This is a genomic window from Brevibacillus choshinensis, from assembly GCF_001420695.1.
Classification (GTDB): domain Bacteria; phylum Bacillota; class Bacilli; order Brevibacillales; family Brevibacillaceae; genus Brevibacillus; species Brevibacillus choshinensis.
In genome coordinates, this window is record NZ_LJJB01000013.1 from 1,012,592 (window position 1) to 1,036,041 (window position 23,450).

A 23,450-nucleotide genomic window follows, 5' to 3' on the forward strand; every position below is an offset into this window, starting at 1 on the left:
TTTCCGATGTCTGGCATGACTGCGAAAACAGAAAGCATTTCGGCAATGGCAACCACGAAGACGGTCAACCCCTTTTGGTATAAAATTCGCAGAAATCCGCTGACGCTGTTTGGTTTGTTTCTGCTTCTACTCATCCTCTTGGCTTCAATCTTCGCGCCACTCATCAGCTCGTATGACCCGACCAAGATCAACATCGCACAACGGTTCGGTCCTCCAAGCAGCGAGCATTGGTTTGGCACAGACGAAGTTGGCCGCGATATCTTCACACGAATTCTGTACGGAGCACGTCTCTCCCTCGGAGTGGGTGTCGCCGTCGTATTCGGTGCAGGTCTGATCGGTACGGTGATCGGAGCGGTCTCCGGTTATTTCGGCGGCAAGCTGGATCAGGTCATCATGCGTCTCATGGATATTGTGCTTGCGTTTCCCTCTCTCGTCCTGGCCATGGCGGTAGCTGCAACACTCGGTCCCAACCTACAAAATGCCATGCTCGCCATTGCCATCATCAAAATTCCTGTCTATGTCCGTCTGGCGCGTGCCGAAACGCTCGCCCTGCGGGAAAAGCTGTATGTCAAAGCTGCTGTCACTTTTGGAATCAAGCCATGGCGCATTATTGCCCGTCATATCATTCCTAACGCTCTCTCCCCTGTCGTCATCCAGGTCACTCTGGACATCGGCGACGCGATTCTGCTCGTCGCTACACTGGGCTTCCTCGGATTGGGAGCACAACCGCCAACACCGGAGTGGGGCGCGATGATCAGCATTGGTTGGAAGTACTTATTGGACTACTGGTGGTACCCGACTTTTCCTGGGCTTGCGTTGTTTTTGGCTTCCTGCGGCTTTAATCTGATCGGCGACGGAATTCGAGATATCCTCGATCCAAAAGCCAACCGGTGAATGAAGGGAGTAATGGCAGATGCTGCTGGAAATCAAGGAACTAACCGTAGAGTTTTCATCCATGCAAAACAAGGTCAGAGCGTTGCAAAATGTCTCCATTTCCATTGATCAGGGAGAAATCGTCGGCATCGTCGGAGAATCGGGCTCTGGCAAATCCGTGACCGCCTTGACCATTTTAGGACTACTAGAGAAGAATGCGTCCATTCCTGCAGGTTCCATCACCTACAAAGGAAAGAACATTCTTTCCCTCGATAAAAAGCAACTACAGGCACTACGCGGAAAAGAAATCGGCATGGTCTTTCAGGAACCGATGACAGCCCTGCATCCTACCATGCGTATCGGAGATCAGCTCGCGGAGGTCATCCATCGCCACCGCAAAATCTCCTATCGGGAGGCGTACCAGCAAGCTATCATCAGCCTCGCAGAAGTACAAATTAACGACCCGGAGCTCGTTGCTCGCAAATATCCCTTTGAGCTGAGCGGCGGGATGCGGCAACGGGTGGTGATCGCACTCGCGATGTCCGCTCCTCCAGATCTGTTAATCGCTGACGAACCGACCACAGCCTTGGACGTGACCATTCAGCACGAGATTCTCAAGCTCATGCAGGATCTCGCAGCAAAGCGCGGTACTTCCATCATGCTGATCACCCACGATCTGGGCGTAGTCGCACAGGTGTGCCAACGAGTCGTGGTCATGTATGCGGGTGAAGTCGTGGAGACGGGTACGACCGAAGAAGTTTTGCGCCAGCCAAATCACCCGTACACCAAAGCACTGATCGGCGCGCTCCCAGATCTAGCGGAGCCCGACCAGCCACTCTCAGCTATTCCAGGAGAGTCGCCCGACCTGCGCAATCGTCCACGGGGGTGCGTCTTTGCTTCTCGCTGTGTGGAATCGCTTCCCATTTGTCTGGAGGAACCTCCCGTGCTGGAGCAAGCGTTTATCGGGGCAAGTACACATCAAGTGGCGTGCTGGAGGAGGGAAGCGGAATGAATCCGTTGCTACAAGTATCTGGGATCGGCAAGGAATACCGAAAAGGCACTCAAAGCTTTCACGCTGTTTCCCAAGTCGACTTTTCCATAGCCCGGGGTGAAACATTTGGCCTCATCGGAGAGTCTGGCTCGGGAAAGAGCACCATCGGCAAGATGATTACAGGTCTGGAACATCCGACAAACGGCACCATCCTGTACGAAGGTACAACGCTTTGGACAGGTCACAAATTTAATCGATTAAAGCCAGGGGAAATGCAAATCGTTTTTCAAGATCCCCAATCTTCACTCGATCCTCGCATGCGTGTGGAGTCCATCATTATGGAACCTTTGCAAGCTCTACCGACTACCGAGAGAAAGGCCAAGGGAACAACAGAGAAGCTACACGCTCTGATTACCCGTGTCGGGCTGAAGGTCGAGCATCTGAATCGCTTTCCTCACGAATTCAGCGGTGGACAACGCCAGCGGATCGCGATCGCTCGGGCATTGATCACCGATCCTTCCTTTGTCGTTCTCGACGAGCCGACTTCCGCTCTAGACGTCTCGGTACAGGCCCACGTGCTGAATCTCTTACAAGAGCTGAAGCGTGAGCGTAATCTTACTTATTTGTTCATCTCACACAACATGTCTGTCATCCGCTACATGTGTGATCGCATGGCTGTCATGCAAAAGGGCCGCATCGTCGAAACCGGATCAGTGACAGACATTTTCACCAACCCGCAGGACACTTACACGCAAACCTTGCTGTCCTCCCTACCTAGTCTCCATGCAAAGAAGGTTGATAATGAATGTTTAACGGAGCAGAGCTACGAGAAATCCGCAAACAAAAGCAGCTGACCCTACAAAATCTCGCCGATAAAACTGGCTTGAGTATGAGCTTGTTATCACAGATCGAACGCGGACTGGTGGACCCCACTGTGGGCACCTTCTGGAAAATCTGTTCCGCTCTGGATGTACCCATCAACCATTTCTTCCGTGTGAAGGATGACCATGAGCCTGTTATTCGTAAAGGGCTGCACAAGATTATCCAGCTAAAAAATACGATGACCAAATACCATGTGCTCACCCCTCTGCAGGAGGGCAAGATCGAGTTTTTGCTGATAGAGATCGAGCCGGGGGAAACGCTTGAGCAAGAGCAAATCTCTCACTCCGGCGAAGAGTGCGGATACATTTTACAAGGCGAATTAAAAGTGTTGCTTGCCGATCGGGAATATCATCTGTACGAAGGGGATAGCATTGGCTTCAACAGTACTTCCCCCCATCGGTTTATCAATCCAGGAAAGTCTGTCTCGCTGGCTGTTTGGGCGAGAGCGACGTAACAGAGACAAAGAGGAGCCATTTCCTAATGAAAACAACCGCGTTATCCCTAGAGATAATGCGGTTGTTCTTTTTCTTCTATCTCAATCGTACCGCTCATCTTCCATTCTCGTCTGCCCCTCGACAATCAGCTCCAGCTCTGTCTCGAAGTTCAGCATGAGCTCGATGGGCAAAAGGTCCGTCATCTCTTCAACATCCGGCAGGCGCAATGCCTCATCGAGCGTCGCAGGCTTATGCTCTAGCTGATCGAACCACTCGCGAAGCTTTTCCATCCAACGATAAAAAGAAGTTTCAAATTGATCCGCATCATCCGCAGCATCATCCTCGTGACTCTTCTTCATCTTTTCCCAATTTGTGAGCACCGTTTGCAGTGCCTTCTCCAATGTCGCATCCATCGTAACCGTCCTCCCCGAAATGCAATGTGCCCTCCCTTCATTATGAATGGTATGCACGGTGATTGCCATCTCAGGGATCTAGCCACTCTATTTTCTAGGCAAGGACGAGTCACGATTAGCTCTCTCCCCGCTCAAAATCGTTTTGTTTTTTGCCATCTTTTATAGCCCGGTTGAGTCATTTGAAAATGTGTCCGTGCTGATATGCTGAAGATAGCTCCACAAAGTCACGTCAAAGGGGGGATCCACCTTGCTCAGTGGATGGAAGAATAAGTCTGTTTTCCGCTTACTCTTGCTGACCAGCACTTCTCTCTTCCTCTTCTATTTCAACCCTGTCAGTTCGGGAGCAACAGGGCTCACAGCCCCAGACCCCTTGCAGCAGATGATCGACCAAGCTCGTCCGGGCGATACCATTACGATACCAGCTGGAGAATACGCCGGCCCCATCCGCGTGACCAAGCCGCTCGTTCTGGTCGCTCAAGGCTCTGTCACGATCTCCAACCCATCTCCTGATCCGAAACAGGAACCTGTCGTCACCATCATCAGCGATCATGTCTCGATACAGGGGATATCGATCACGGACAAACGCATCAACCGTGCAGACGCCGCTCTGATCATAAAGGGGAATCACAATGTATTGGAGCAGATCAGCATCGAGACGATGGGATCGGGCATTCAGCTGCGCGAGGCAAGCAATAACACGCTGCACAACATTCGCATTACGGGAAAGATCAAGGATAAGAGCGTCGCCAGCTCAATGGGGCACGATCACGCCAGCCACGGAGCCTCATCGGCAGGTCAATCCAGCAGCAATGTCCAGGCTCGAAAAGGGAATGGCATCGATTTATTTCAGGCTCATCAAAACCGCATCGTGTCCAACCGGGTCAGCAATGTCTATGACGGGATCTACCTGGAAAACAGCAACGGTAATCAGATCCTGCAAAATGCAGTGGAAAAATCGCGCTACGGCTATCACTTCATGGGGACTTCCCGGACTCTTCTGGCGGATAATACCGGTAGCGAAAATGTGACGGGCGCGATGCTGATGGAAACCACAGAGGCTACGGTGAAAAACAATCAGTTTCTCAAGCAAAAAAACAATCCCAACTCCCAGGGGATTCTTTTGTACGACGTCACAAATTCACTGCTGCACGGCAATCAAATCGAAGGCAATCGAGTGGGCTTGTACCTGGAGAACGCTACCGGTGTCGAAGTGAAGGAAAACAGACTGCTGCTTAATTTCATCGGGATGCAGGTCAAAGCTTCATCAGGTAATACGTTGACTGCCAATCAATTTGTCTCCAACGTCATTCAGGCACAAGCGCAGGATAGCAGTACCGATTCGTTTGCCGGCAACTACTGGGACAATCTACAGACACTCGACACCAACGGAGACAGCCGTAGTGATCTTCCGTACGAAATGAACCCGTTTTATCTGGCATTGACAGATGCCGTACCCGCTTACCAGCTCTTTTTCCAAGCACCGGGCTTCGTCTTTCTGGAGAACCTGTTCTCTGCCGGGACAGGTACAGCCATCCGAGACGAAATGCCAACAATAGCTTCTGCAGATGAGGCAACCGCCCAAGCTTCCGGAACCAACTGGGTTACCGGGGTACTCGGATTGATACTCCTCACAGGCAGTATGTACATAATTTATTCAGGAGGGAAACGGCAATGAAAAAAACAAAATGGACCACCATCATTGGAGTCATCGTAGGGGTGAGCCTGTTTATGATTGGCTGCGGGAAGCAGGAAGCACAGCCGGTCGATATCGCGGAAGGCGTGGACAAATGCGACATCTGCCACATGCACGTCGCCAATGACCAGCATGCAACTGAGCTCGTGTTGCAGGACGGAAAGGTATTGAAGTTCGACGACATTGGATGTATGCATACGTGGGTCAAGGAACATGGAGCCGAGCAGGTAAACACACAGTTTGTCCGCGATTATTACACTGCAGAGTGGCTGAAAGCAGATCAAGCCACTTTCGCGTATGACAAGACATTTAAAACACCGATGGGCTATGGCATATATTCCTTTCAGGACAAAGCAGCAGCTGAAGCATTTGTCAGTGAACAAAAAACAGGCGTCGTGATGAATACAGACAGTCTGAACAGCCACCCTTGGGAACGCACGATGAGTGAACACATGAAAATGGATATGAACATGGACAGCAAGCCTTCGGAAGGAACGACGACGCCCAAGTCCCATCACTAACAGAGGAAGTGGAGAATCGTGCACATCCAGCTCATCGCGAAACGGGAAGTGAAGGTAGGGTTTCGCAATCCATGGTCCTACTCGTTTCTCGCCTTGTTTACCTTGTTCAGCCTCGGTCTACTGGTAATTCAATCTCAGTCCTACATGGATGGGTACACCTATTCGACTGGCACAATGCTGAATCTCATCTTGTATCTGCTGCCATTGATGACCATGCTCCTCTCCTCCTTTTCTTTGACCGCTGAAAAGGAAGAAGGAAACTGGCAGCTGTTGTCTACCTATGCCATGACGACCACTTCGTTTTTGTTTGGGAAATACGTGGGCCAAGCCATTGTCCTCATTACGATTGTCTGCTTTGGCTACGGCCTGTCCGGGGTGGCCGGAGTGCTTTTGGGCAAGAGCTTCTCGATTACAGCACTCCTGTTTCTACTCGGGTTTTCCGTATGCATCATCCTGTTATTCCTGGGCATTGCCATCGTGATCGGGGCCGTCAGTAAAAACCGTTGGCAGGCCCTCACGATGGGCATCGCTGTTTGGTTCTTTCTAATTTTGGCCTGGCCGACCCTGCTCATTTCCTTTTTGAGCTTTGTCCCTTATACCTGGATCAAACCGCTCCTGCAGATTGCTTCATTTCTCAACCCTGCAGAGTTTGTGCGCATCTTCTCTGTGGCGCGTCTGGGTGGAGGATCGATCTTTGGTCCTGAATACTACAAGTGGATGTACTGGATCGATTCTCCGTTAGGCGATGTCCTTTTCGTAGCGCTCAGTCTCGGGTGGATCGGACTCACCATGTTCATCGCGATAACGGCCTGGGAAAGAAGGTAGAACGATGACAGCAAAGGGATTGACGATCAAGCAAGTCACGAAAACAATGGCAGGCAAAGTAATCGTGGAGCCATTCGACCTGCAAATACAGCCTGGAGAAGTGGTTGCCCTCTGTGGAGGGAATGGAGCGGGGAAAAGTACGATCTTGCGAATGATTGTAGGGATCCTGTCCCCGACATCAGGAACGATTGAGCTCAATGGCAAAACCTACGCAAATCATCGGGTAGACTACTTGCACCAGATTGGATACATGCCCGATCACTTCAACTTTGCCGCTGGCCTATCAGCTCGTGAAACCATCCAGTTTTATGCCGCACTACGGGGAAAATCTGCTGAAGTAGCCGATACGGCTTTGCGAGCAGTAGGTCTATTTGATTCCCGAAACAAACGCGTCACACAGTTTTCCAAAGGCATGCAGCAGCGCTTGTTGTTTGCCCAAGCCATTCTGGCCAAACCCGCTCTCGTCGTTCTGGACGAACCAACCAACGGGCTTGATCCGTATTGGATGGATGCTTTTGTCGATCTCGTACGCGAGCTGAAGCAGGCAGGTCAATCCGTCATTTTCTCGACACATCAATTACAGGTAGCGGACGCAGTAGCCGACCGTGCAATATTCCTGATGAACGGGCAAGTCGTACGTGATAGCGCCATACAGGAATACCAGACACAATACGGTGTCCATGGATTGTACGGCGCTTTCTCCGATTTGTTTGCTCCCACCCTCCAGCATGCGGTCTCCTCTGCTCCCAACAATCGACGACGTGAGCACGATTGCTAAGAGAAGAGTCGCTATCGTTCAATCAATATCGGCATGCTGGTAAGCGTAAAACCGTGCGGGACGAGATGATCCCAAGGACGGTATCCCTCTGCGATCCGGATGTTGGCGAACTGCTTGATAAAAGCGGTCATCGCATACTGCGTTTCCAATCTCGCCAAGGGGGCTCCCAAGCAAAAGTGCTGTCCGTTTCCAAACGAGAGATGATCGCGACTGTTCTGCCGGTGAATATCAAAAGTCTCCCCGTTTGCAAACTGCCGCTCGTCGCGGTTCGCGGAAGAAATCCAAACAATCACCATCTCGCCGCGCTTCATCGGTACACCGAGCACATCGGTATCCTCCTTCACGGCCCGGTCGAGGCTCGCGATAAAATGATAGCGAAGCACTTCTTCGGCAGCCTGCGGGATCAGCTCCGGCTGTTTTCGCAGCTGTCCATATACCCCTTCATTGCCAAAATAGTAGAAGCACTGCGTCAGCCAGGTTGTCGTCGTCTCGTTCCCCGCTCCCAATAGCCCAATTCCCGATCCGACCACCTCCTCATCCGTCAGCTTTGCCCCCTCGTATTCTGCCTGCGTCAGATCTGACAGGATGTCGTCTTGTGGCTGACTGCGCTTTTGCTGGACCAAAGGCAGCAGGTACTCTCCAAATTCCTTCATGGCCTGTGCCTTTCGCTTTGTCGTTTCTTCCATCCCTTCCTGATGATGTGGCAGGAACAAAATATCCGACCATTCCTTGATCTTCTCCCAATCTGTGTTAGGTACACCGAGCAGATCGGCGATGATCGTCACTGGGAGACGAACCGTAAACCGCTCGTATATATCCACTGGCTTGGACAGATCTTCTGCCAGCAGCCCTTGGATCAGGGAGTCGACGACCGCTTGAATGCGCGGCTTCCAGGTATCGAGGCTGCGGGGAGTAAAGGCACTGGCGAGCAATCCACGGCGTTTTCGATGCACAGGTGGATCGACCGAGGTGAGATTGATGCTGCTTTCTAGCTGAATCGGAATCGTGCTGCGTTCCCGCTCACTGGTGAAGATTTTGTAATCAGAGAGTACCCGCTTGACGTCTTCATAGAGAAAAACATTCCACACTTGTTGCTCCTCATCAAAGAAAATCGGGTTGTCCTCCCGCATCTCACGGTACCACGGAAACGGATTCCACCGCTCCTCATTTGTCTCCAATTTGGAAATCCCGCTCAGAAAAATAACGTCCTTCCCTTGCATGTCCTACGCCTCCCACCGAAAAGAAAAATGTTGAACCGCTGCCATGCTTTGGCGTTACCTATTTTGTCCGGCATCCACCCAACTTACCCACGCGATAAAATCCGATATCTTTGTTTGTTCATTCATAGTAAACTAACTGTAAATCAGGGTAAGGTGATGATATGAGGAAAAAGAAAACGATTCAGTTGAGCCGCATGTGGCAATACTTCGTGGACGCCACCGCACAAATCATCCAGGAGGAAGGCGTGCCCAATGTCACGATTCGAAAGATTGCGGATCTCGCTGGCTACAATAGTGCGACGATCTACAACTACTTCAGCGAACTGTCTCATCTCGTGTTTTTCGCATCCATGAAGTTCCTCAAGCCGTATACCGAAGCCGTCGTCAGCGTCTATCAAAACAAAGACCTGCCTCCGCAAGAAAAGTATTTGCACGTATGGGAGCTGTTTTGCCAGCATTCCTTTCAAAATCCTCAGATCTTTCATGCGATCTTCATCGCGGATTTAGGCAGTCAACCCGAGGAATTACTCAAGCATTACTACAGCGTCTATCCTGCTGACATTATCGCGATTCCAGCAGAATTTCAGCCGATGCTCGTCCAACAAAATATTACGAAACGGGGGCTGGCAAGTCTGGAGCTTCTCGTAAACGAAGGCTATTTGAGAAAGGAAAATGTGGACGGGATTAACGAGCTGACACTCTTGATCTGGCAAGGCATGTTTACGACCTTCCTGAACAATCGCAGCAGCTACACGCCTGAAGAGGCGACCCTCCAAACGGTCCGCTACATTCGCGAGATCGTACTCAATGCCAACCAACTCAACTTTGGCGGGCAAGAGAACAGCTCTGCCCTCTCTATGATTTCTACCCAATAAACATAAAAGCCAGCAAGGCCCCATTCCTACAGGGCTTTCGCTGGCTCTTTCTGATGGTAAGTCGTATCCTTGCTTGTTGTTGCTCAAGGGCGCAGGCGCTTCACCCAGAAACCGCCCTTGAACTGCTTCGGTTCAAGTGAAATGACAAACGCTTTGGGCGCAATCTCATAAATGTGATTCCACAGTTTCTTTTCATTCGTACGCTTGGTCAGTACCTGCATCATCAGGCGCGGGCCATCACGTCCCTCGGCTACCCAAGAGGTCACCCCGAATCCACAGTGACGTAATTTGTCCGGAAGCTCCATATCGACCGAATCGACAACCACTTGCAGTGTGACATAACCGAGAGCCAACAGCTCTTCAATCTTGCTCCCGACAAACACACCCAATCCCCAACCGATGCAGTAAGCCGCCAGATTGATCGGATTGTCCAAGTTATCCAGAACCAGACCCAACCCTTTCAGGTAGACGAAAACCTCGACCATTGCTACGAGCGACGCCAAAAAACGATACCCTTTGATCACCATCAGCAAACGTAGTGTAAAGAATGACACGTACGTAATGTTGATCCCAATGATGATCAAAATAAACTCCCAACCCATTGCGCTCCTACCCCCACCCGAACCGGGCAATCCTAAATTTTCGTAATCGTGATTATAATATAATCCATACGAAATACAAAATCTAGATGGAAAAAATTGAAGCGGAGGTTCCCTTGCTCAATTAACTAAAGAGCGCTCTCACACAAAGCATCTGGCGATGACATTCATCCCCTTGTGAAGATCGGCCAGCTCATCTGTCGCCAGCTTTTCATCTGTTTCCGTCAAGGTAATGATCTGCGGGAGCACCAATAAATAACGGTCCTCCATCAAGGTTTCGAGAAAATACCGTCCATCCTTGTCCCACGAAAGAACACCAGCCAAAATTCGGGTCTCCACACGCATCCTCCCTCTCCATCCACTTTTTTGGTCCATGATAGATATAGCGATATAAGCAAAGACGGGTACCTTTACCCGCCTTTGCTGTCGTTGTTTTTCGATCTTGTTGTCTTTTCCTACGGTTGCTCGTGTTTGATCCGCGCGTCCAGCACGAAATTGCCAAAAGGCAGCAGGGACGCGATAAAGGCACCTGCGACTTTCAAAATAGACCATTTGTTTTTAAAAGTCACGTGAGCTAGGGCAATGATATAGAGCACGAAAAACAATCCGTGCAAGGAACCGGCGATTTTCACAGCAACCGGCATATCGAGAAAATGCTTGAGCGGCATCGCAATGCCAAGCAGTACCAGATACGAAATTCCTTCAATGATACCGATAACACGAAATCGTCCGAGAGCGGAATTCAGCATAAGTGGATACCATCCTTGATTGTAATTACCATCATTATAAACGAAAAACTATCAAAAGAATGATAATTGTCCAATGTTCATAATAATTTCAAAATAAGCGTCCCCACGCTTCCTCTCGAACTCTTTCCATCCAGCGGACTTCCGCACGCAGATGCTCGATCGCTCCGAGCAGAATCATCCGGGGACCAAAGCCCAATGGCTCTGTCTGCTTCTCTGGGATCGATTCGAGCAGCTCCGCCAGCCTCCCGACCTCGCGTATGTTTTCACGAAGCGCCTGGTCCATCTTCTCGGGGTCACCGTGCTCAGCAAAAGTAAGAGCTGCGTAGTTCGGGTTATTCAGCTGCATCGGCCTGCCCATCTCCTGCACCAGGAGATGCTGAAATTCTTCTTTTCCGAGGTCTGTTATTCGATATGTTGTTTTATCCGGACGGTTTGACTCGCGGATGACCGCAGCGACCTCGATCCATTTTGCCTTCTCCAATTGATCAAATGCGTAATACAGCGAGCCTTTTGCGTATTTCACATAACAATCAATGCCCCGTGACTTCATAAGCTGCTGGATTTCGTACGGGTGCTTTTCCCCCTCCATCAAGAGTCCGAGAATGATCAGCTTCAGATTCATGATCGTCCTTCCCCCCTACTCACGGCCCGGATTCGGTTGTGGTGCAGAAGGTGGCTTTACCTGCACCCGCTCATTGCCCATTAGCACGATGAAGACAACGGCCAGTATAGCTGGCACCAGCGCCCACATGAATGTTTGTGCGATCGAGGAAGCGAGGATGTCCGTGATCTTTTCCAGAATCGGGGCAGGAATCGTCGCTCGCGTCTCTGGCGTCAAAATAGCTCGTGGATCCGTGACCATCGCACCTGGCACGCCTTGCTGTCCGGCAAACGCACTCGCCATGTCGTTCTCAAACAAATTGCGCTGCACGATCCCGAAAACCGTGATTCCCAACGTCATCCCCAACGAGCGGAAAAACGAACCCGTCGAGCTGGCAGAGCCGCGCTGGCGAATGTCAAAGCCATGAATCGCCGCCATTCCAAGCACAGAGAAGGAAAAGCCCACACCAAATCCGGTCAGAACCATGAAAATCGTGACAAGCCAACGCGGAACATCAGGCGAAAGGGTACTCAACAGGAAAATGCCTGGGACGAAAAACACGGAGGACAACAGCATAATATTGCGGAAGCTAATTTTCGTCGTGAGCATCCCACCGAGTTGACTCCCCACAACAGAGCTCAGCATCATCGGCGTAAGCAGCAGACCGGAATTCGTAGCCGATCCCCCGTATACCCCCTGAATAAAAATCGGAAGGTAAACGGTAGTGATAATGAATGCCGAGCCGTACAAGAGCGCGACAGCATTGGTCGCCGCAAACAAGCGCCGTTTGAACATGGCAAACGAAATGATCGGCTCTGCTGCCTTCGTCTCAATCACCAGGAATAGAATAAAGAGGACCCCGAAGCTCGTGAGCAATCCCAGAATCTGCACGGAATTCCATGCGTATTGATTGCCTCCCAGCTCGAGTGAAAACATCAGACTGACGACCGCTCCGACGAGAGTGATTGCACCCCACCAGTCAATGCTCTGCTTTCTGTGCTCCAGCGACTCTTTGTAGTAAACAGAGATGAAGTATAGGGAAAGCAGACCGATCGGTACATTGATGTAGAAAATCCAGTGCCACCCGAAATACTCAGTGATATATGCGCCCAACAACGGCCCGAGCACACTGGAGGTTCCAAACACCGCGCCGAACAAACCGGTCATTTTCCCCCGCTTCTCAGGTGGAAAGACGTCGAAAATGATCGTGAAGGCGATCGGCATCAACGCTCCGCCGCCTATTCCCTGAATCGCGCGGTAAATGCTCAACTCCACGATGCTGTTTGCAGTCCCGCATAGGATGGACCCAAGCAAAAACACGATCAGACCGAATACATAAAATCGTTTTCGCCCGTACATATCAGACAGCTTTCCGAAGATCGGCATCCCTGCCATGGTAGCTACCATGTACGCCGACGTCACCCAGACGAATTTATCCAGCCCGCCCATTTCCCCTACGATCGTCCCCATTGCCGTAGCTACGATCGTGTTATCCATTGAAGCCATCAGCAGGCCCAATAGCAGACCCGCCAGAACGAAATTAACTTTGCCTTTGCTTTCCTTGGTGATCAATCGATCCCCTCCAAATTATTCTAATTTGACTATTATTACATATTATATTCAAATTTGACTATTTTTCTGCAAAAAATGCTCCCACTTGAGGAGCATTTTTTTTATGACAATCGCATTTTTTCTTTTATCTTCCAGGAAATGATTGTGGTGCCAGTCGCTGATAATCCTTCTTTACAGGAGGAACATACGGCTCCACCGTTTCGGGAATACCGAAATCTTGCTTGTTCAACGTCGGTGCAGGGGGACCGCCCTGATAGATTTTTACAGCTTCTTCTATCCTGCCCGTATACGGATTATATTTCATCGGCATGTTGAACGAGCCGCCGCCGCTGTAACTGCTTCTAGAATTCGTAATGCTCGTTTCCTCATAATGAATATAGGAAGGCTCAAACGTATAGGTGATTTGTACATCTGGCCCGTCAGATGACCTCGATGTGCTGGAAGGCTTGTTCACTGCTTTCTTCGGTTGCTTGTTTGCTGCCGTCTGAACTGCCTTTGTCGATGGCTGCATTTTTTGTTCGCTAGCCGGCTTGTTCACTGCCACCGCTGATTCATTTGTCTTCAAGATTGGTTGTTCGACCGGATAAGCGGATACATTGGCTGCACGCGGCCCTTGATTGGCCAAGTCCATAGCTGGGATAGAATCTGCAAAAGTTTTCGTCGTTGCGACGCCACCAACTTCATTTTTCTGATCTGCTTTTACCTCTCTGATCAACGTCGGCCACAGGTATGCATTGAAACCTAGCAAGGCTACCATAAGCGTAATTCCCGCTACTTTTTTCATCGTTCACATTCTCCATTGCCTGATTAGATTTAATGTGCAAATAGTACGAGGACGTAAGAACTACTGCAGGAAAATTGTACTATATCAGACGTGTGAACTCCAGATGTATCGATGCAGGATAGCCTCACAGGAAATGCTGCATCCAGATATTTGGTTCTATATACACGGCTTCGTTCTTTTCCACGTCAATCTGCACCGGAGTCAGCGCATCTGGGATGATGTACGTACCGGACTCAGGGAATTTCATCCCGGTCCAACTTTCCCACTCTGCCAGACTGCCTCTGATAAACATCGACTCCTCCGCGACCTGCACGATCTTTGCGCCTAGCTTCCAATGCGTTCGAACCCATGGATCAAACGGAGCACCCTCAGCCGTATTCCACTGAATGTAACGGTCCATCGGCGTGAGAGGATACTTGTACTTGATTGACGGACGAACAGGAGCCACCATATATTCCAATCCATTTTGCTTGGCGATTTCTTTCATCGCGGTTACCATCTGCCTGCTGAGTCCGAGTCCGCGATATTTGGGATGGATCGATATGGAGAGAGCCGACAACGTGTTTGGCTGCTGCTCCTGCCGATATCCTTCAATCCCTCGCAGGAAAACGTCATCCCATCCTTTGGGGAGATCTTCCGCGGTGCCATCCCAATAAAACGGAATGGCGTTTCCTACGGCCATCACTCTTTCATTGTCATCGGTCAAGACATATTGAAAGGCACCGAACCAATCATTCAGATGCGTATAATACTGGTTCGCGACCTCATCATTTAACATGAAGGCAGACCAGCTGGCCTCTAGTACTTCGTCGATTTGATCGTCTAAATCCGTTCGTTGTGCGTGCGTGTATACGTTGTAAGACATGATTGGTATCCTCCTGGGTCTCTTTCTTATCTCTTAGTTGATCGATCATACTTTTTCATATCATTATTCTTAAACCATTACCATCTATTACCTATTCGAACTCATTCGACATTTCCCTTCCTTTTCTTACAAATTATCCCCCTTCATTTTAAAAGGCGGACCAAAAATAAACATAAAAAAACCAGCAACACCTACTGTGTTGACTGGTTACTTGATCCGTATAGTTAGTTTGTTTTCAAAACATCATGATCCACATAGCGCTCGCCGTTCAGCTCACTGATCACGTTGATCGCTACTTTCGCTCCATCACCAGAAGTAATGATTGTATGTACGCTTACACCTGCGCACGTGCCTGCTGCCCAAATGCCATCCACGTTTGATTTACCTTGGGCATCTACATCTACTACGGTTTTGATGCGTGGCTCTGTACCTGCTTTGGTATTCACACCAGCTTTTTCAGCCAGTTCTACCAGAGCGCCAGTAGCCAGGATCACATGCTTCGCTTCAAAAGAACCTTTTTCAGCGGTTTCAATCGTTACACCTTGCTCGCTTTTAGAAACGTTGGTTACTTGATCAGTAATCAGCTCAGCGCCGAATTTTGCCGCTTGTTTTTTGCCGATCTCGATCAGGTCAGGGCCTGTAATTTCAAGTACGCCGTAATGGTTTTCCAGCCATGCGCGTTTTGTCATGCTTTTATCATTGTCGATCAAGAGCGTTTTCTTCCCCGCTTTTGCTGCAAACAACGCCGCGCTTCCCCCTGCTGGGCCTCCACCAATAATCACGATATCGTACATAGTAATCTCCCCTTTCCAAAATGTGTTTCACAACATAATTATATACTTTGTTTCAAAAAAGAAAACCCCTGAAGTGTCGTTCCTTCAGTAGGCTCCCCTTTTGTATATTTCTATATTTCGCAAAGATTTTTATTCCCATCCTTCTCATAGCTGATCTCTCCGCCGATCACCGTCAACTCGATTAGCGTTTTCAGTAGATCATCCGCATCTTCCATCTCTATGAGATTTTGCGAGTAGACCGTCATATCCGCGAGCTTTCCTCGACTGAGCGTTCCCTTGATCGTTTCTTCATTGGTAGCGAGCGCACCGCCATACGTGAACACGCGCAGCGCTTCTTCCATCGTCAGATTTTGTGTCGGATTGTAACCTGCATGGGTATCTTGTGGTGCTCGGCGGGTAACAGCTGCATGAATACCCAAGAGTGGTTCTACCGGCTCTACGGGAGCATCTGAGCCACCCGCACACATGATGCCCGCTTCGAGCATGCTCTTCCAGATATACGCTTGCTCTGCTCGCTCCCGTCCAATTCGATCCGCTACCCACGGGAAATCGCCAACGACAAATCGCGGTTGAATGTCTGCGATCATACTAGGACGTCTCAAGCGTTCTAGCTGATCTGGACGTAGCAAGGACGTATGAATGATACGGTCTCGGAAGGCTACTGCCGGGAATCGCTCTAGCGTATCCAGTACATTATCTAGCGCCTGATCCCCAATCGTATGCACGGCTATTGGCATATTTGCCGCACGTGCTTCCCGGAACAGCTCATGCAACGTGTCGTTGTCATGAATTTCACTACCGACATTACCTGGGTCATCTGCATACGGAGCAGATAACAGTGCGGTTCGGCCGCCGAAGCTACCATCGGCAAAAATTTTGACGGCACCGATCTGCAGCGTCTCATTCCCGTAGCCAGCGTACATACCTCGTTCCCGCAATCTCTTTACGTGAGGATAATAGATGAGCAGATTGCAGCGCAGCCGATTTTGCTCCTGATTTAATAGTTCGTCGTACAACTGCCACGTCTGATCCAATCCTCCATACGTGCGCAAATCCTCTGTATGTACACTCGTTAGGCCGCATTCGATGGCATACCGAATTGCCTGTCGCAATGAATCCTTGAACTGCTGGTAGGTCGGCTCCGGAATATGCCGCTGGCAGATGACCGATGCTGTCTCGAGAAGAAGCCCGATCGGTTTGTTCGTCTGCGAATCCACTACGACGGTTCCACCAGAAGGAATCTCCATTTCCGCTGTGTAGCCTGCTACCTCCAATGCTTTGCTGTTGACCAAAAAGACGTGCCCACATACCCGTGTCAGGAAAACCGGACAGTGTGGTGCGACTCTGTCCAGCTCTTCGATCGTAGGCAAGCCACCATCCGTGAACCGATTTTCGTCCCAGCCTCTGCCCTGTACCCATACATTTGCCGGTGTCTGATCGGCCTGCTCCTTTACCACTTGCAGCAGCTGATCCCTGGATGTGACTTTTCCCAGATCTGTAGTTAACAGTTTCGTTGCGATCGAGGACATGTGCAAGTGACTGTCAATCAACCCCGGTGTGACCATTCTTCCGCCCAAATTCTTCACAGCTACATTCGGGCGTCCCCACTGTAACAGCATATCTTGGTGACTACCCAAGTCTATGATCCGGCCGTCTCTGACGACTACCGTCTCGACCAAAGGCTGATTTCCGTCGAATGTATAAAACTTGCCGTTGGTATAGATCGTCGTTGTCATAAATATCCGTCCTCTATCATTTGATAAACATCGCTGTGCGCTGCCACAATATCATCATGCGAACGCTGGCTGATTCGATCTGCTGCCTCCTGCGCCCCGCGAATTGCTGCTTTTTCATCTACTGTAAGCAGCTTGCGGTCTTCCATAATGATCTGGCCGTCGATGATGACGGTCTCGACCTCACTCCCTCGTGCCGAATACACCAGATTGGGCACGATGTTGCGGATGGGATTCGTATAGACCGGGCATAGACCCGGGTCGTGCAAATTGAGAACGATCAAATCCGCCTTCTTCCCTTTTTTCAGGCTGCCGATTTCATGCTCCAGACCGATCGCTTTTGCCGACTCGATCGTCGCCAGCCTCAGGGAGAGCCAGGCCGGGAACACGCGCGGATCGGAACGTTTGACTTTGTTTAAAATAGCGGCAAACTTCATTTCATTAAACATGTTGTTGCAGTTGTTGCCCGGTGCTTGATCCGACCCGAGAGCCGCCTGACCTCCCGCTTCCAGAAAGTCCAAGATAGGTGGAACCAAGCCATCTATGATTCCGATGCTGCCCGCACAGTAGATCATGGACGCCCCTCGTTTCGCCACGAGTTGCGTTTCTTCTGTAGTCGCCTCCGTCAAGTGAACGGCCATCAGTCGAGAATCCAGATACCCCAGCTCATCGAGATACGGAATCGAGCGTTTGCCGTACCGCTTCACCATCTGATCGATCTCCCGGTCCCCCTGCGCGACATGCATATGTATTCGGGTGTCGTATTTTTCAGCCAGCGCTCGGACCTCCAGCAGTAGCTCGGTACTCATCATATCCGGTCCCTGTGGTCCAAACAGGCAAGTAATTCGTCCGTTTGCTTGTCCGTGCCATTCCTCGAAAAGCCTGATGTTGTCCGTAAGCTTTCGTTGTCCGAGCGCCGGATCAAACGGATACAGCTCTCCCACCGGATTTTTCCCGATGTCATCGGGCAGTTCATTGACGGTCTCTGCCACTCTCGCACGCGCCCCTACTTTGGCATAGTGCTGGACAATCCGATTCATCCCGTAATCGTAATCGCAAAAGGTCGTCGTCCCTGCCTTGATCCCCTCGATGATCGTCACCAGTGACCCTGCTAAAGACTCCTCTTCCGTCGTATTCTTCTTAAACGGCCACAAGCCTTTTTGCATCCAGTGCGACATATCCTGGGCCATGCCCCTGAAAATCGAGATGCCACTATGAATGTGGGCGTCGATCAGGCCAGGCATCACCAGCTTGCCAGCTCCATCTATGACGCGGTCCGCTTGATAAGTCGCGAGAATCTCATCCGTGCCTCCGACGTCTAGGATCCTGTCTCCTTTTACAGCTACCGCACCGTTTTCCACCATCCCGACGCCTTTGCCTTCCATCGTCAGAACAAAGGCATGAGCGATGATCAAATCCGCTTTCACATCCATGACCCCCGTTTCCATCCTGGTTCTAGATACCCTAGTGATTCAACACTTTGGAAAGGAAATCTTTGGCTCGCTCCGTCTGCGGGTTGGTAAAGAACTTTTCAGGTGGTGCCACTTCCACGATCTTTCCATCCGCCATAAAAACGATCTGATTGCAAATTTCCCGGGCAAACCCCATCTCGTGGGTAACAACCACCATCGTCATTCCAGTCGATGCCAGATTTCGAATGGCATCCAGCACTTCCTTGATCATCTCAGGATCAAGCGCGGAGGTAGGTTCATCGAACAGCATCACTTTTGGATCCATCGCCAACGCTCTGGCAATCGCAACCCGCTGCTGCTGTCCACCGGAAAGCTGATTGGGGTAGGAGCCACACTTCTCTCCTAAGCCCAGTGATGTCAGTAGTGCTTTCGCCTTTTCCTCCGCCTGCACCTTGGGTACACTTTTCACTTGAATCGGAGCGATCGCGACATTTTCCATGGCAGTCAAATGAGGATATAAATTGAACGATTGAAACACAAAACCGATGTCGGAGCGCAAAAGATTGATATTCGTCTTCTTGTCGTGGACGGAGATACCATCAACGATGATCTCTCCACCCTGAATGGATTCCAAGGCATTGATACTGCGAATCAGCGTGCTTTTTCCAGCGCCACTCGGTCCGATCAGTGCGTACACATGAGACTGTGGCACTTCCAATTGGATATCCTTCAAGACGTGCACACTGCCATAGCTTTTGTTGACCTGATTGATTTGGATCACAGTCGGGCCTCCTTCTCACGTTGTTGGTACGATGCTATTACTCGGACACCCGATATCGCCGCTCCAACGCACTAATGATTTGAGATAAGAAAAACGTGACACAGAAGTACATGATGGCCACAAAGCTCCATACTTCAAGTGATCGGAAAGACGTCGATACCAGATTTTTCGCCACCAGCGTCAAATCGACCACTGAAATGACGGATACTAGGGAGGAGTCCTTGATCAGCGTAATAAATTGAGAAGCCATTGGCGGCAATACTTTACGCAACGCCTGAGGCAAAATGATAAAACGCATCGCCTGCACGTAAGTCATGCCCGATGAACGCGCCGCCTCCATCTGTCCTCTGGGCACTGCCTGAATGCCCGCGCGAACGATCTCTGCAATAAACGCTGCTGAAAAAAGTCCCAAGCCCAGGACCCCAGACAAGAAGGGTCCCAGCTTCAGGAATTTTCCGAGTACAAAATAAATCCAGAACAGCAAGACCAGCAAGGGAACACCACGGATAAATTCCACATAACTGACTGCCAGAAAAGAAACGACTCGATTGCCGGAGATCCGGCACAGTCCTAGCAAAACTCCAACGGGGATACTGACGAGCAGAGCGAAAGCGGACAGCTGCAGGGTTAACAGCAATCCATCCAACAGTAAACCCATATTTTGCGGAATCACATTCCAAGCGCTACCCATGTTGAGCAAACCTCCTTCTATACGCCCTCATTTAGAGCAATGAGCGGATAGTTACTGTTGTTGCACTTGATTGATCCACTCATTTGATTTGAACCATTTGTTCGTGGAGGTCTGATCGTCCAGACCATTGCGATACGAAGCCAAGAAGGAGTTCACCCATTGGATTGTCGCTTGATCATTCAGCGGCAAAGCAATCCCCAGGTTCTCAGAAGATAGCACTTCATATACGCCTCTGACAGAATCAGCGTTCATGATTTCAAAAACGCGAACGCCCGGCTCGTCAAAAATGAGCGCATCGGCTTGACCTTGTTTGACGGCCAAAGCGGCATTCGTAAAGCCATCGAAGTCCATGACTTGCGCGTTTTTAAACAGTTGCTTGGCCAACAAAGCACCCGTCGTTCCTTGTCCTACCGAAATCTTTTTGCCTGGCTGGTCCAGATCCTTCCAGCTTTGTGTTGTACTGTCTTTTTTCGGAACCATGACGACTTGTCCAGATGAATAATACGGGTCAGAAAAACTCACGGCCAGCGCGCGGTCCCCACGAATGGTCATCCCAGAGATAACCATATCGATGTCACCTGTCTGCAGCGCAGGAATCAAGCCGCCAAAATCGCTAAAATCTTTGAACTCTACTTCTACCTTCAAGGCATTAGCCATCGCTGTGCCCAAATCCATGTCATAACCTACGAACTTCCCTTCCTTATCCTTCATTTCAAAAGGGAAATAACCACTGGAAGTACCGATGACTAGTTTCTTTTTGTCGATTACTTTCTGGATCGTAGAAGGACCACTCACGCCTGTTCCAGCCTCTTGGGAACATCCTGTCATGATCATCAGCAACAACGCTACGCATAAAAACATCCATTTTCTCATCTCTTTACCCCCTAGTTTATGGAAAAGTGCTTGGTACAAAGAATGAAAAAGTCCCTCCTTACTGAGTTGGTACAGGATGTAGGAACAAACTTTATATAAGCCAACATTGGTTGGTTTATATACAACGAGAGAAAGCGGTAACGTACAAAAGTGGGATGCGATGGAAACGTCTTCAAGACACGGTGGGAGAAGCAGTGTGGATATAGAAGAGAAGGCAAAGGGTTACTGATATTTTATTTCTCAACAGATAAATAGGCAAGTGCACTATTCTGAATATAAAGAATATTAATAACGAATTGTAGGGTCTATTAGCAAAACACATAAGAGAGAGGGAATCCCTCTCTCTTCATCTACAGCTCGATCCAAAATCTTTTCACGACGTTGCCATCCTCTTCGATGAACTCCGATTCAAACACTCCGCCGTTCTTTACGATCGTTTTTTCCGAGCCAATATTACCCGCATCACATGCGACGAGTACCCGGTTCAAGCCCAGCTCTCTCGTTATTTGCAAAGACTGCTCCAGAATAGCTGTCGCGTACCCTTTCCGCCTTTGGGAAGGCACGACACCATAGCCGATATGCCCCCCTGTGTTCAGCAGCCGCTCCGTCAAATCGTGACGGATATTCACGGCTCCTGCGATCTGGCTCTGCTCATTGACCAGCCAGTACGTAGAATTGGTCACCCAGCCTGGTTGAAGATTTTCCCCGCTTTCCTCCTCCTGCAAATAACGCAGGTACGCAGCAAAATCAGTCGGCTCCTTCTCCACAATCCATGGGACAATCGGCTCTTTGCTTTGTTTCCACTCATTATAAAAAGACATATATGCTTCGTAAAATTCCATGGATGGTCTTGCCAAATACACCTGACCTGTCACTATTCCCCTCTCCTTCCGAATGCAGTAAATTACCCTATCATATCATGGGCGATAGAGCCATACAAGAATTTGCATCGAACAAAAAGAGGTATGACACAGCTCTTTCCAGCATATCTTTCGTTTTTTGTTTTTCTCGGCGCAGAAACCTTTTAACCTGGGATAGAGACATTCGATGATAGATTTTCTTTCGCAAAAAACGTTCAAAGACATGTGGGAAAGCCATATCCAAAAACAGCAGACTTTTTTGCTGATCGGTTAAGGGATTTTCTATCAGATAGGCAGACAGAAGCAGGGAAAATTTCGCCTTACTCCATTTTGAATCAAGTTCGATGATGTTATCGACAAGACGAAACATATCCTTTGAAGGAAAATCGTATCGAACATCCTCCCAATCAATGATCGTTGTAGCCGAGCGGTCGACTAAAAAATTCCGCGGATGAAAATCGCCGTGACAGAGAAAGTGTTCGTGTGCCGGCAGGCCTTTCCATTTCAGGAAAAATGAATTTCGATGCAGCAAGTCACACGCTGTCTTCCCTGAACTGAGAAAGAAGCGAATATACGATAAGATCGCTTTTATTTTTGGCGTTCGATTGGAACTGTTTCTTTTTTTCCAATTCTTGATCGCCAACAGATCGTCTTCGTATTCCTGTATCCAGTCTCGCGCTCCAACGTACAGAGCTCTATGTGTTGAATGAAAGCCAAGTGAAACTCGATGCATTTTGCCCAGTAATTTTCCCGCTTGTTTGACTCCTTTAGGCGATCGCAGGTTTGCAGGCTTTCCATGGCAAAAACGTTGCAGGATGTACAAGCTCTGTTTCCATAAAAAATAGGGGGTGCCTCGTTTGGTAGGAATCACTTCAGGAATGCTGATCCCCTGATTGCGGAGGTAATCCTCCGCTTCAAGGATAAACAGTTGGCGCCGTTTTGAAGTATGGATACTTTTGAGGATATAGGTACCCCGATCCGTTTGAAGCCGGTAAACGCTTGTATTTTTTGGCGTTGGTATTCTCTTCATGTTGTGAACCTTGAATCCGTACTCCTTCTTGATTGACTCCCTCAGCTTTTTCACCACCTTATCCCCCCAAAATACCTTGTGATTTATCATATAAACAGGGCGGTGTAGGTGTTATAAGAAAACTTGGCTGCGCCAAGCCTTTGTTGTAATCGTTTCTTTTTATCACCTTGCATACAAACGCTGTAACTGAAATGGGAGGAGGAAAAAGGCTGCAGAGGGAGAAGCGCAAGCGATTATAAAAAAACCTCCTGGGTACTTTACCCAAGAGGTTACACTTACTGATTAATACTTGTTGAACATCATGATCCAGATCGAACCGCCAATAATCGTCACGACGATCACAAGACCCAGAACGAGTGTCTGAACGTTGTAGCGTGGCTTTTCTCCTTCGCGAATGTGCATGAAGAAGAACAGCTGTACCACAAATTGCAGGATCGCCATCACTAGAATGGTAAGCACCAGTGCGGTTTTTTCGAGCATGTTGTTCATAACCAGCACCAGTGGAATAATAGTGAGCACAATCGACAGGATAAAGCCGATTACATAGGACTTGAGCGATCCGTGATTGTGATGATCTCCATGGTTTTCATGTTGTGCCATC

General features: G+C 49.5%; 27 protein-coding genes. 9 read left to right on the plus strand and 18 right to left on the minus strand.

The features are described 5' to 3' along the window. Positions 1–6: 6 nt before the first annotated feature. The 4 genes from AN963_RS25075 to AN963_RS25090 are packed head-to-tail and all read left to right on the plus strand — an operon-like array spanning position 7 to position 3,200. A complete protein-coding gene (locus AN963_RS25075; protein ID WP_055747245.1) occupies positions 7–894 on the plus strand; it encodes an ABC transporter permease in 888 nt (295 codons plus the stop codon). Positions 895–913: 19 nt separating this feature from the next. Continuing rightward, positions 914–1,885, plus strand: a complete 972-nt coding sequence (locus AN963_RS25080; protein ID WP_083497054.1) for an ABC transporter ATP-binding protein — start codon at positions 914–916, stop codon at positions 1,883–1,885. After that, on the plus strand, positions 1,882–2,718 hold the full coding sequence (locus tag AN963_RS25085) for an ATP-binding cassette domain-containing protein (protein ID WP_055747246.1): 837 nt from the start codon (positions 1,882–1,884) through the stop codon (positions 2,716–2,718). Before AN963_RS25080 ends, AN963_RS25085 begins: the two co-directional genes overlap by 4 nt. Beyond that, positions 2,670–3,200: a cupin domain-containing protein gene (locus AN963_RS25090; RefSeq protein WP_055747247.1), complete on the plus strand. Its 531-nt coding sequence runs from the start codon at positions 2,670–2,672 to the stop codon at positions 3,198–3,200. The genes AN963_RS25085 and AN963_RS25090 overlap by 49 nt, the downstream gene beginning before the upstream one ends. An 81-nt stretch (positions 3,201–3,281) precedes the next feature. Here AN963_RS25090 and AN963_RS25095 read toward each other — a convergent pair whose 3' ends face one another. Further along, a complete protein-coding gene (locus tag AN963_RS25095) occupies positions 3,282–3,593 on the minus strand; it encodes a hypothetical protein (RefSeq protein WP_055747248.1) in 312 nt (103 codons plus the stop codon). 247 nt (positions 3,594–3,840) lie between these two features. Between AN963_RS25095 and AN963_RS25100 the strand changes: the two genes are divergently transcribed. Genes AN963_RS25100 through AN963_RS25115 form a run of 4 tightly spaced genes read left to right on the plus strand, consistent with a single transcriptional unit; the run spans position 3,841 to position 7,410 of the window. Next, positions 3,841–5,268: a right-handed parallel beta-helix repeat-containing protein gene (locus AN963_RS25100; protein WP_236708087.1), complete on the plus strand. Its 1,428-nt coding sequence runs from the start codon at positions 3,841–3,843 to the stop codon at positions 5,266–5,268. Continuing rightward, positions 5,265–5,807 (plus strand): nitrous oxide reductase accessory protein NosL, encoded by a 543-nt coding sequence (locus tag AN963_RS25105; protein ID WP_055747249.1) that lies wholly within the window; start codon positions 5,265–5,267, stop codon positions 5,805–5,807. The genes AN963_RS25100 and AN963_RS25105 overlap by 4 nt, the downstream gene beginning before the upstream one ends. A gap of 18 nt (positions 5,808–5,825) precedes the next feature. Next, a complete protein-coding gene (locus AN963_RS25110; protein WP_055747250.1) occupies positions 5,826–6,632 on the plus strand; it encodes an ABC transporter permease in 807 nt (268 codons plus the stop codon). Positions 6,633–6,636: 4 nt separating this feature from the next. Further along, positions 6,637–7,410: an ABC transporter ATP-binding protein gene (locus AN963_RS25115; protein WP_055747251.1), complete on the plus strand. Its 774-nt coding sequence runs from the start codon at positions 6,637–6,639 to the stop codon at positions 7,408–7,410. An 11-nt stretch (positions 7,411–7,421) separates the two neighbouring features. On the opposite strand, the gene AN963_RS25120 is transcribed toward AN963_RS25115, so the two are convergent. Further along, positions 7,422–8,630, minus strand: coding sequence for a cytochrome P450 (locus AN963_RS25120; RefSeq protein WP_055747252.1), 1,209 nt, complete (start codon positions 8,628–8,630; stop codon positions 7,422–7,424). Positions 8,631–8,791: 161 nt separating this feature from the next. Between AN963_RS25120 and AN963_RS25125 the strand changes: the two genes are divergently transcribed. Continuing rightward, complete coding sequence (locus AN963_RS25125) at positions 8,792–9,505, plus strand: TetR/AcrR family transcriptional regulator (RefSeq protein WP_236708088.1); 714 nt, start codon at positions 8,792–8,794, stop codon at positions 9,503–9,505. A gap of 83 nt (positions 9,506–9,588) precedes the next feature. Here the strand turns inward: AN963_RS25125 and AN963_RS25130 are convergent, their stop codons facing one another. The 16 genes from AN963_RS25130 to cyoD form a co-directional block, all read right to left on the minus strand. Continuing rightward, entirely contained in the window at positions 9,589–10,107 is a 519-nt protein-coding gene (locus tag AN963_RS25130; RefSeq protein ID WP_055747253.1) for a DUF2179 domain-containing protein, read from the minus strand. Positions 10,108–10,245: 138 nt separating this feature from the next. After that, positions 10,246–10,443 (minus strand): hypothetical protein, encoded by a 198-nt coding sequence (locus tag AN963_RS25135; RefSeq protein WP_083497105.1) that lies wholly within the window; start codon positions 10,441–10,443, stop codon positions 10,246–10,248. A 116-nt stretch (positions 10,444–10,559) separates the two neighbouring features. Further along, complete coding sequence (locus tag AN963_RS25140; protein WP_055747255.1) at positions 10,560–10,853, minus strand: DUF3817 domain-containing protein; 294 nt, start codon at positions 10,851–10,853, stop codon at positions 10,560–10,562. Positions 10,854–10,941: 88 nt separating this feature from the next. Further along, positions 10,942–11,475 carry a PadR family transcriptional regulator gene (locus AN963_RS25145; protein WP_055747256.1) on the minus strand — a complete coding sequence of 178 codons (534 nt, stop codon included), beginning with the start codon at positions 11,473–11,475 and terminating at the stop codon, positions 10,942–10,944. A 15-nt stretch (positions 11,476–11,490) separates the two neighbouring features. Next, entirely contained in the window at positions 11,491–13,026 is a 1,536-nt protein-coding gene (locus AN963_RS25150) for an MDR family MFS transporter (protein ID WP_055747257.1), read from the minus strand. Positions 13,027–13,150: 124 nt separating this feature from the next. Next, positions 13,151–13,810 carry a hypothetical protein gene (locus tag AN963_RS25155; protein WP_055747258.1) on the minus strand — a complete coding sequence of 220 codons (660 nt, stop codon included), beginning with the start codon at positions 13,808–13,810 and terminating at the stop codon, positions 13,151–13,153. A 124-nt stretch (positions 13,811–13,934) separates the two neighbouring features. After that, positions 13,935–14,675, minus strand: coding sequence for a GNAT family N-acetyltransferase (locus tag AN963_RS25160; protein WP_055747259.1), 741 nt, complete (start codon positions 14,673–14,675; stop codon positions 13,935–13,937). A 224-nt stretch (positions 14,676–14,899) separates the two neighbouring features. Beyond that, positions 14,900–15,469 (minus strand): FAD-dependent oxidoreductase, encoded by a 570-nt coding sequence (locus AN963_RS25165; RefSeq protein WP_055747260.1) that lies wholly within the window; start codon positions 15,467–15,469, stop codon positions 14,900–14,902. Between the two features lie 110 nt (positions 15,470–15,579). Beyond that, entirely contained in the window at positions 15,580–17,205 is a 1,626-nt protein-coding gene (locus tag AN963_RS25170; protein WP_055747261.1) for an amidohydrolase, read from the minus strand. Next, positions 17,202–18,635: an amidohydrolase family protein gene (locus tag AN963_RS25175; RefSeq protein WP_055747262.1), complete on the minus strand. Its 1,434-nt coding sequence runs from the start codon at positions 18,633–18,635 to the stop codon at positions 17,202–17,204. Before AN963_RS25175 ends, AN963_RS25170 begins: the two co-directional genes overlap by 4 nt. Positions 18,636–18,666: 31 nt before the next feature. Further along, positions 18,667–19,395, minus strand: coding sequence for an amino acid ABC transporter ATP-binding protein (locus tag AN963_RS25180; RefSeq protein ID WP_055747263.1), 729 nt, complete (start codon positions 19,393–19,395; stop codon positions 18,667–18,669). Positions 19,396–19,432: 37 nt separating this feature from the next. Continuing rightward, positions 19,433–20,086, minus strand: coding sequence for an amino acid ABC transporter permease (locus tag AN963_RS25185; RefSeq protein ID WP_055747264.1), 654 nt, complete (start codon positions 20,084–20,086; stop codon positions 19,433–19,435). 51 nt (positions 20,087–20,137) lie between these two features. Beyond that, complete coding sequence (locus tag AN963_RS25190) at positions 20,138–20,959, minus strand: transporter substrate-binding domain-containing protein (RefSeq protein ID WP_055747265.1); 822 nt, start codon at positions 20,957–20,959, stop codon at positions 20,138–20,140. Between the two features lie 350 nt (positions 20,960–21,309). Then, a complete protein-coding gene (locus AN963_RS25195; protein WP_055747266.1) occupies positions 21,310–21,834 on the minus strand; it encodes a GNAT family N-acetyltransferase in 525 nt (174 codons plus the stop codon). A 37-nt stretch (positions 21,835–21,871) separates the two neighbouring features. Further along, positions 21,872–22,939, minus strand: a complete 1,068-nt coding sequence (locus AN963_RS25200) for a CotS family spore coat protein (RefSeq protein WP_083497055.1) — start codon at positions 22,937–22,939, stop codon at positions 21,872–21,874. 192 nt (positions 22,940–23,131) lie between these two features. Further along, a complete protein-coding gene (cyoD, locus tag AN963_RS25205) occupies positions 23,132–23,449 on the minus strand; it encodes a cytochrome o ubiquinol oxidase subunit IV (RefSeq protein WP_055747268.1) in 318 nt (105 codons plus the stop codon). Between the last annotated feature and the right edge of the window lies 1 nt (position 23,450).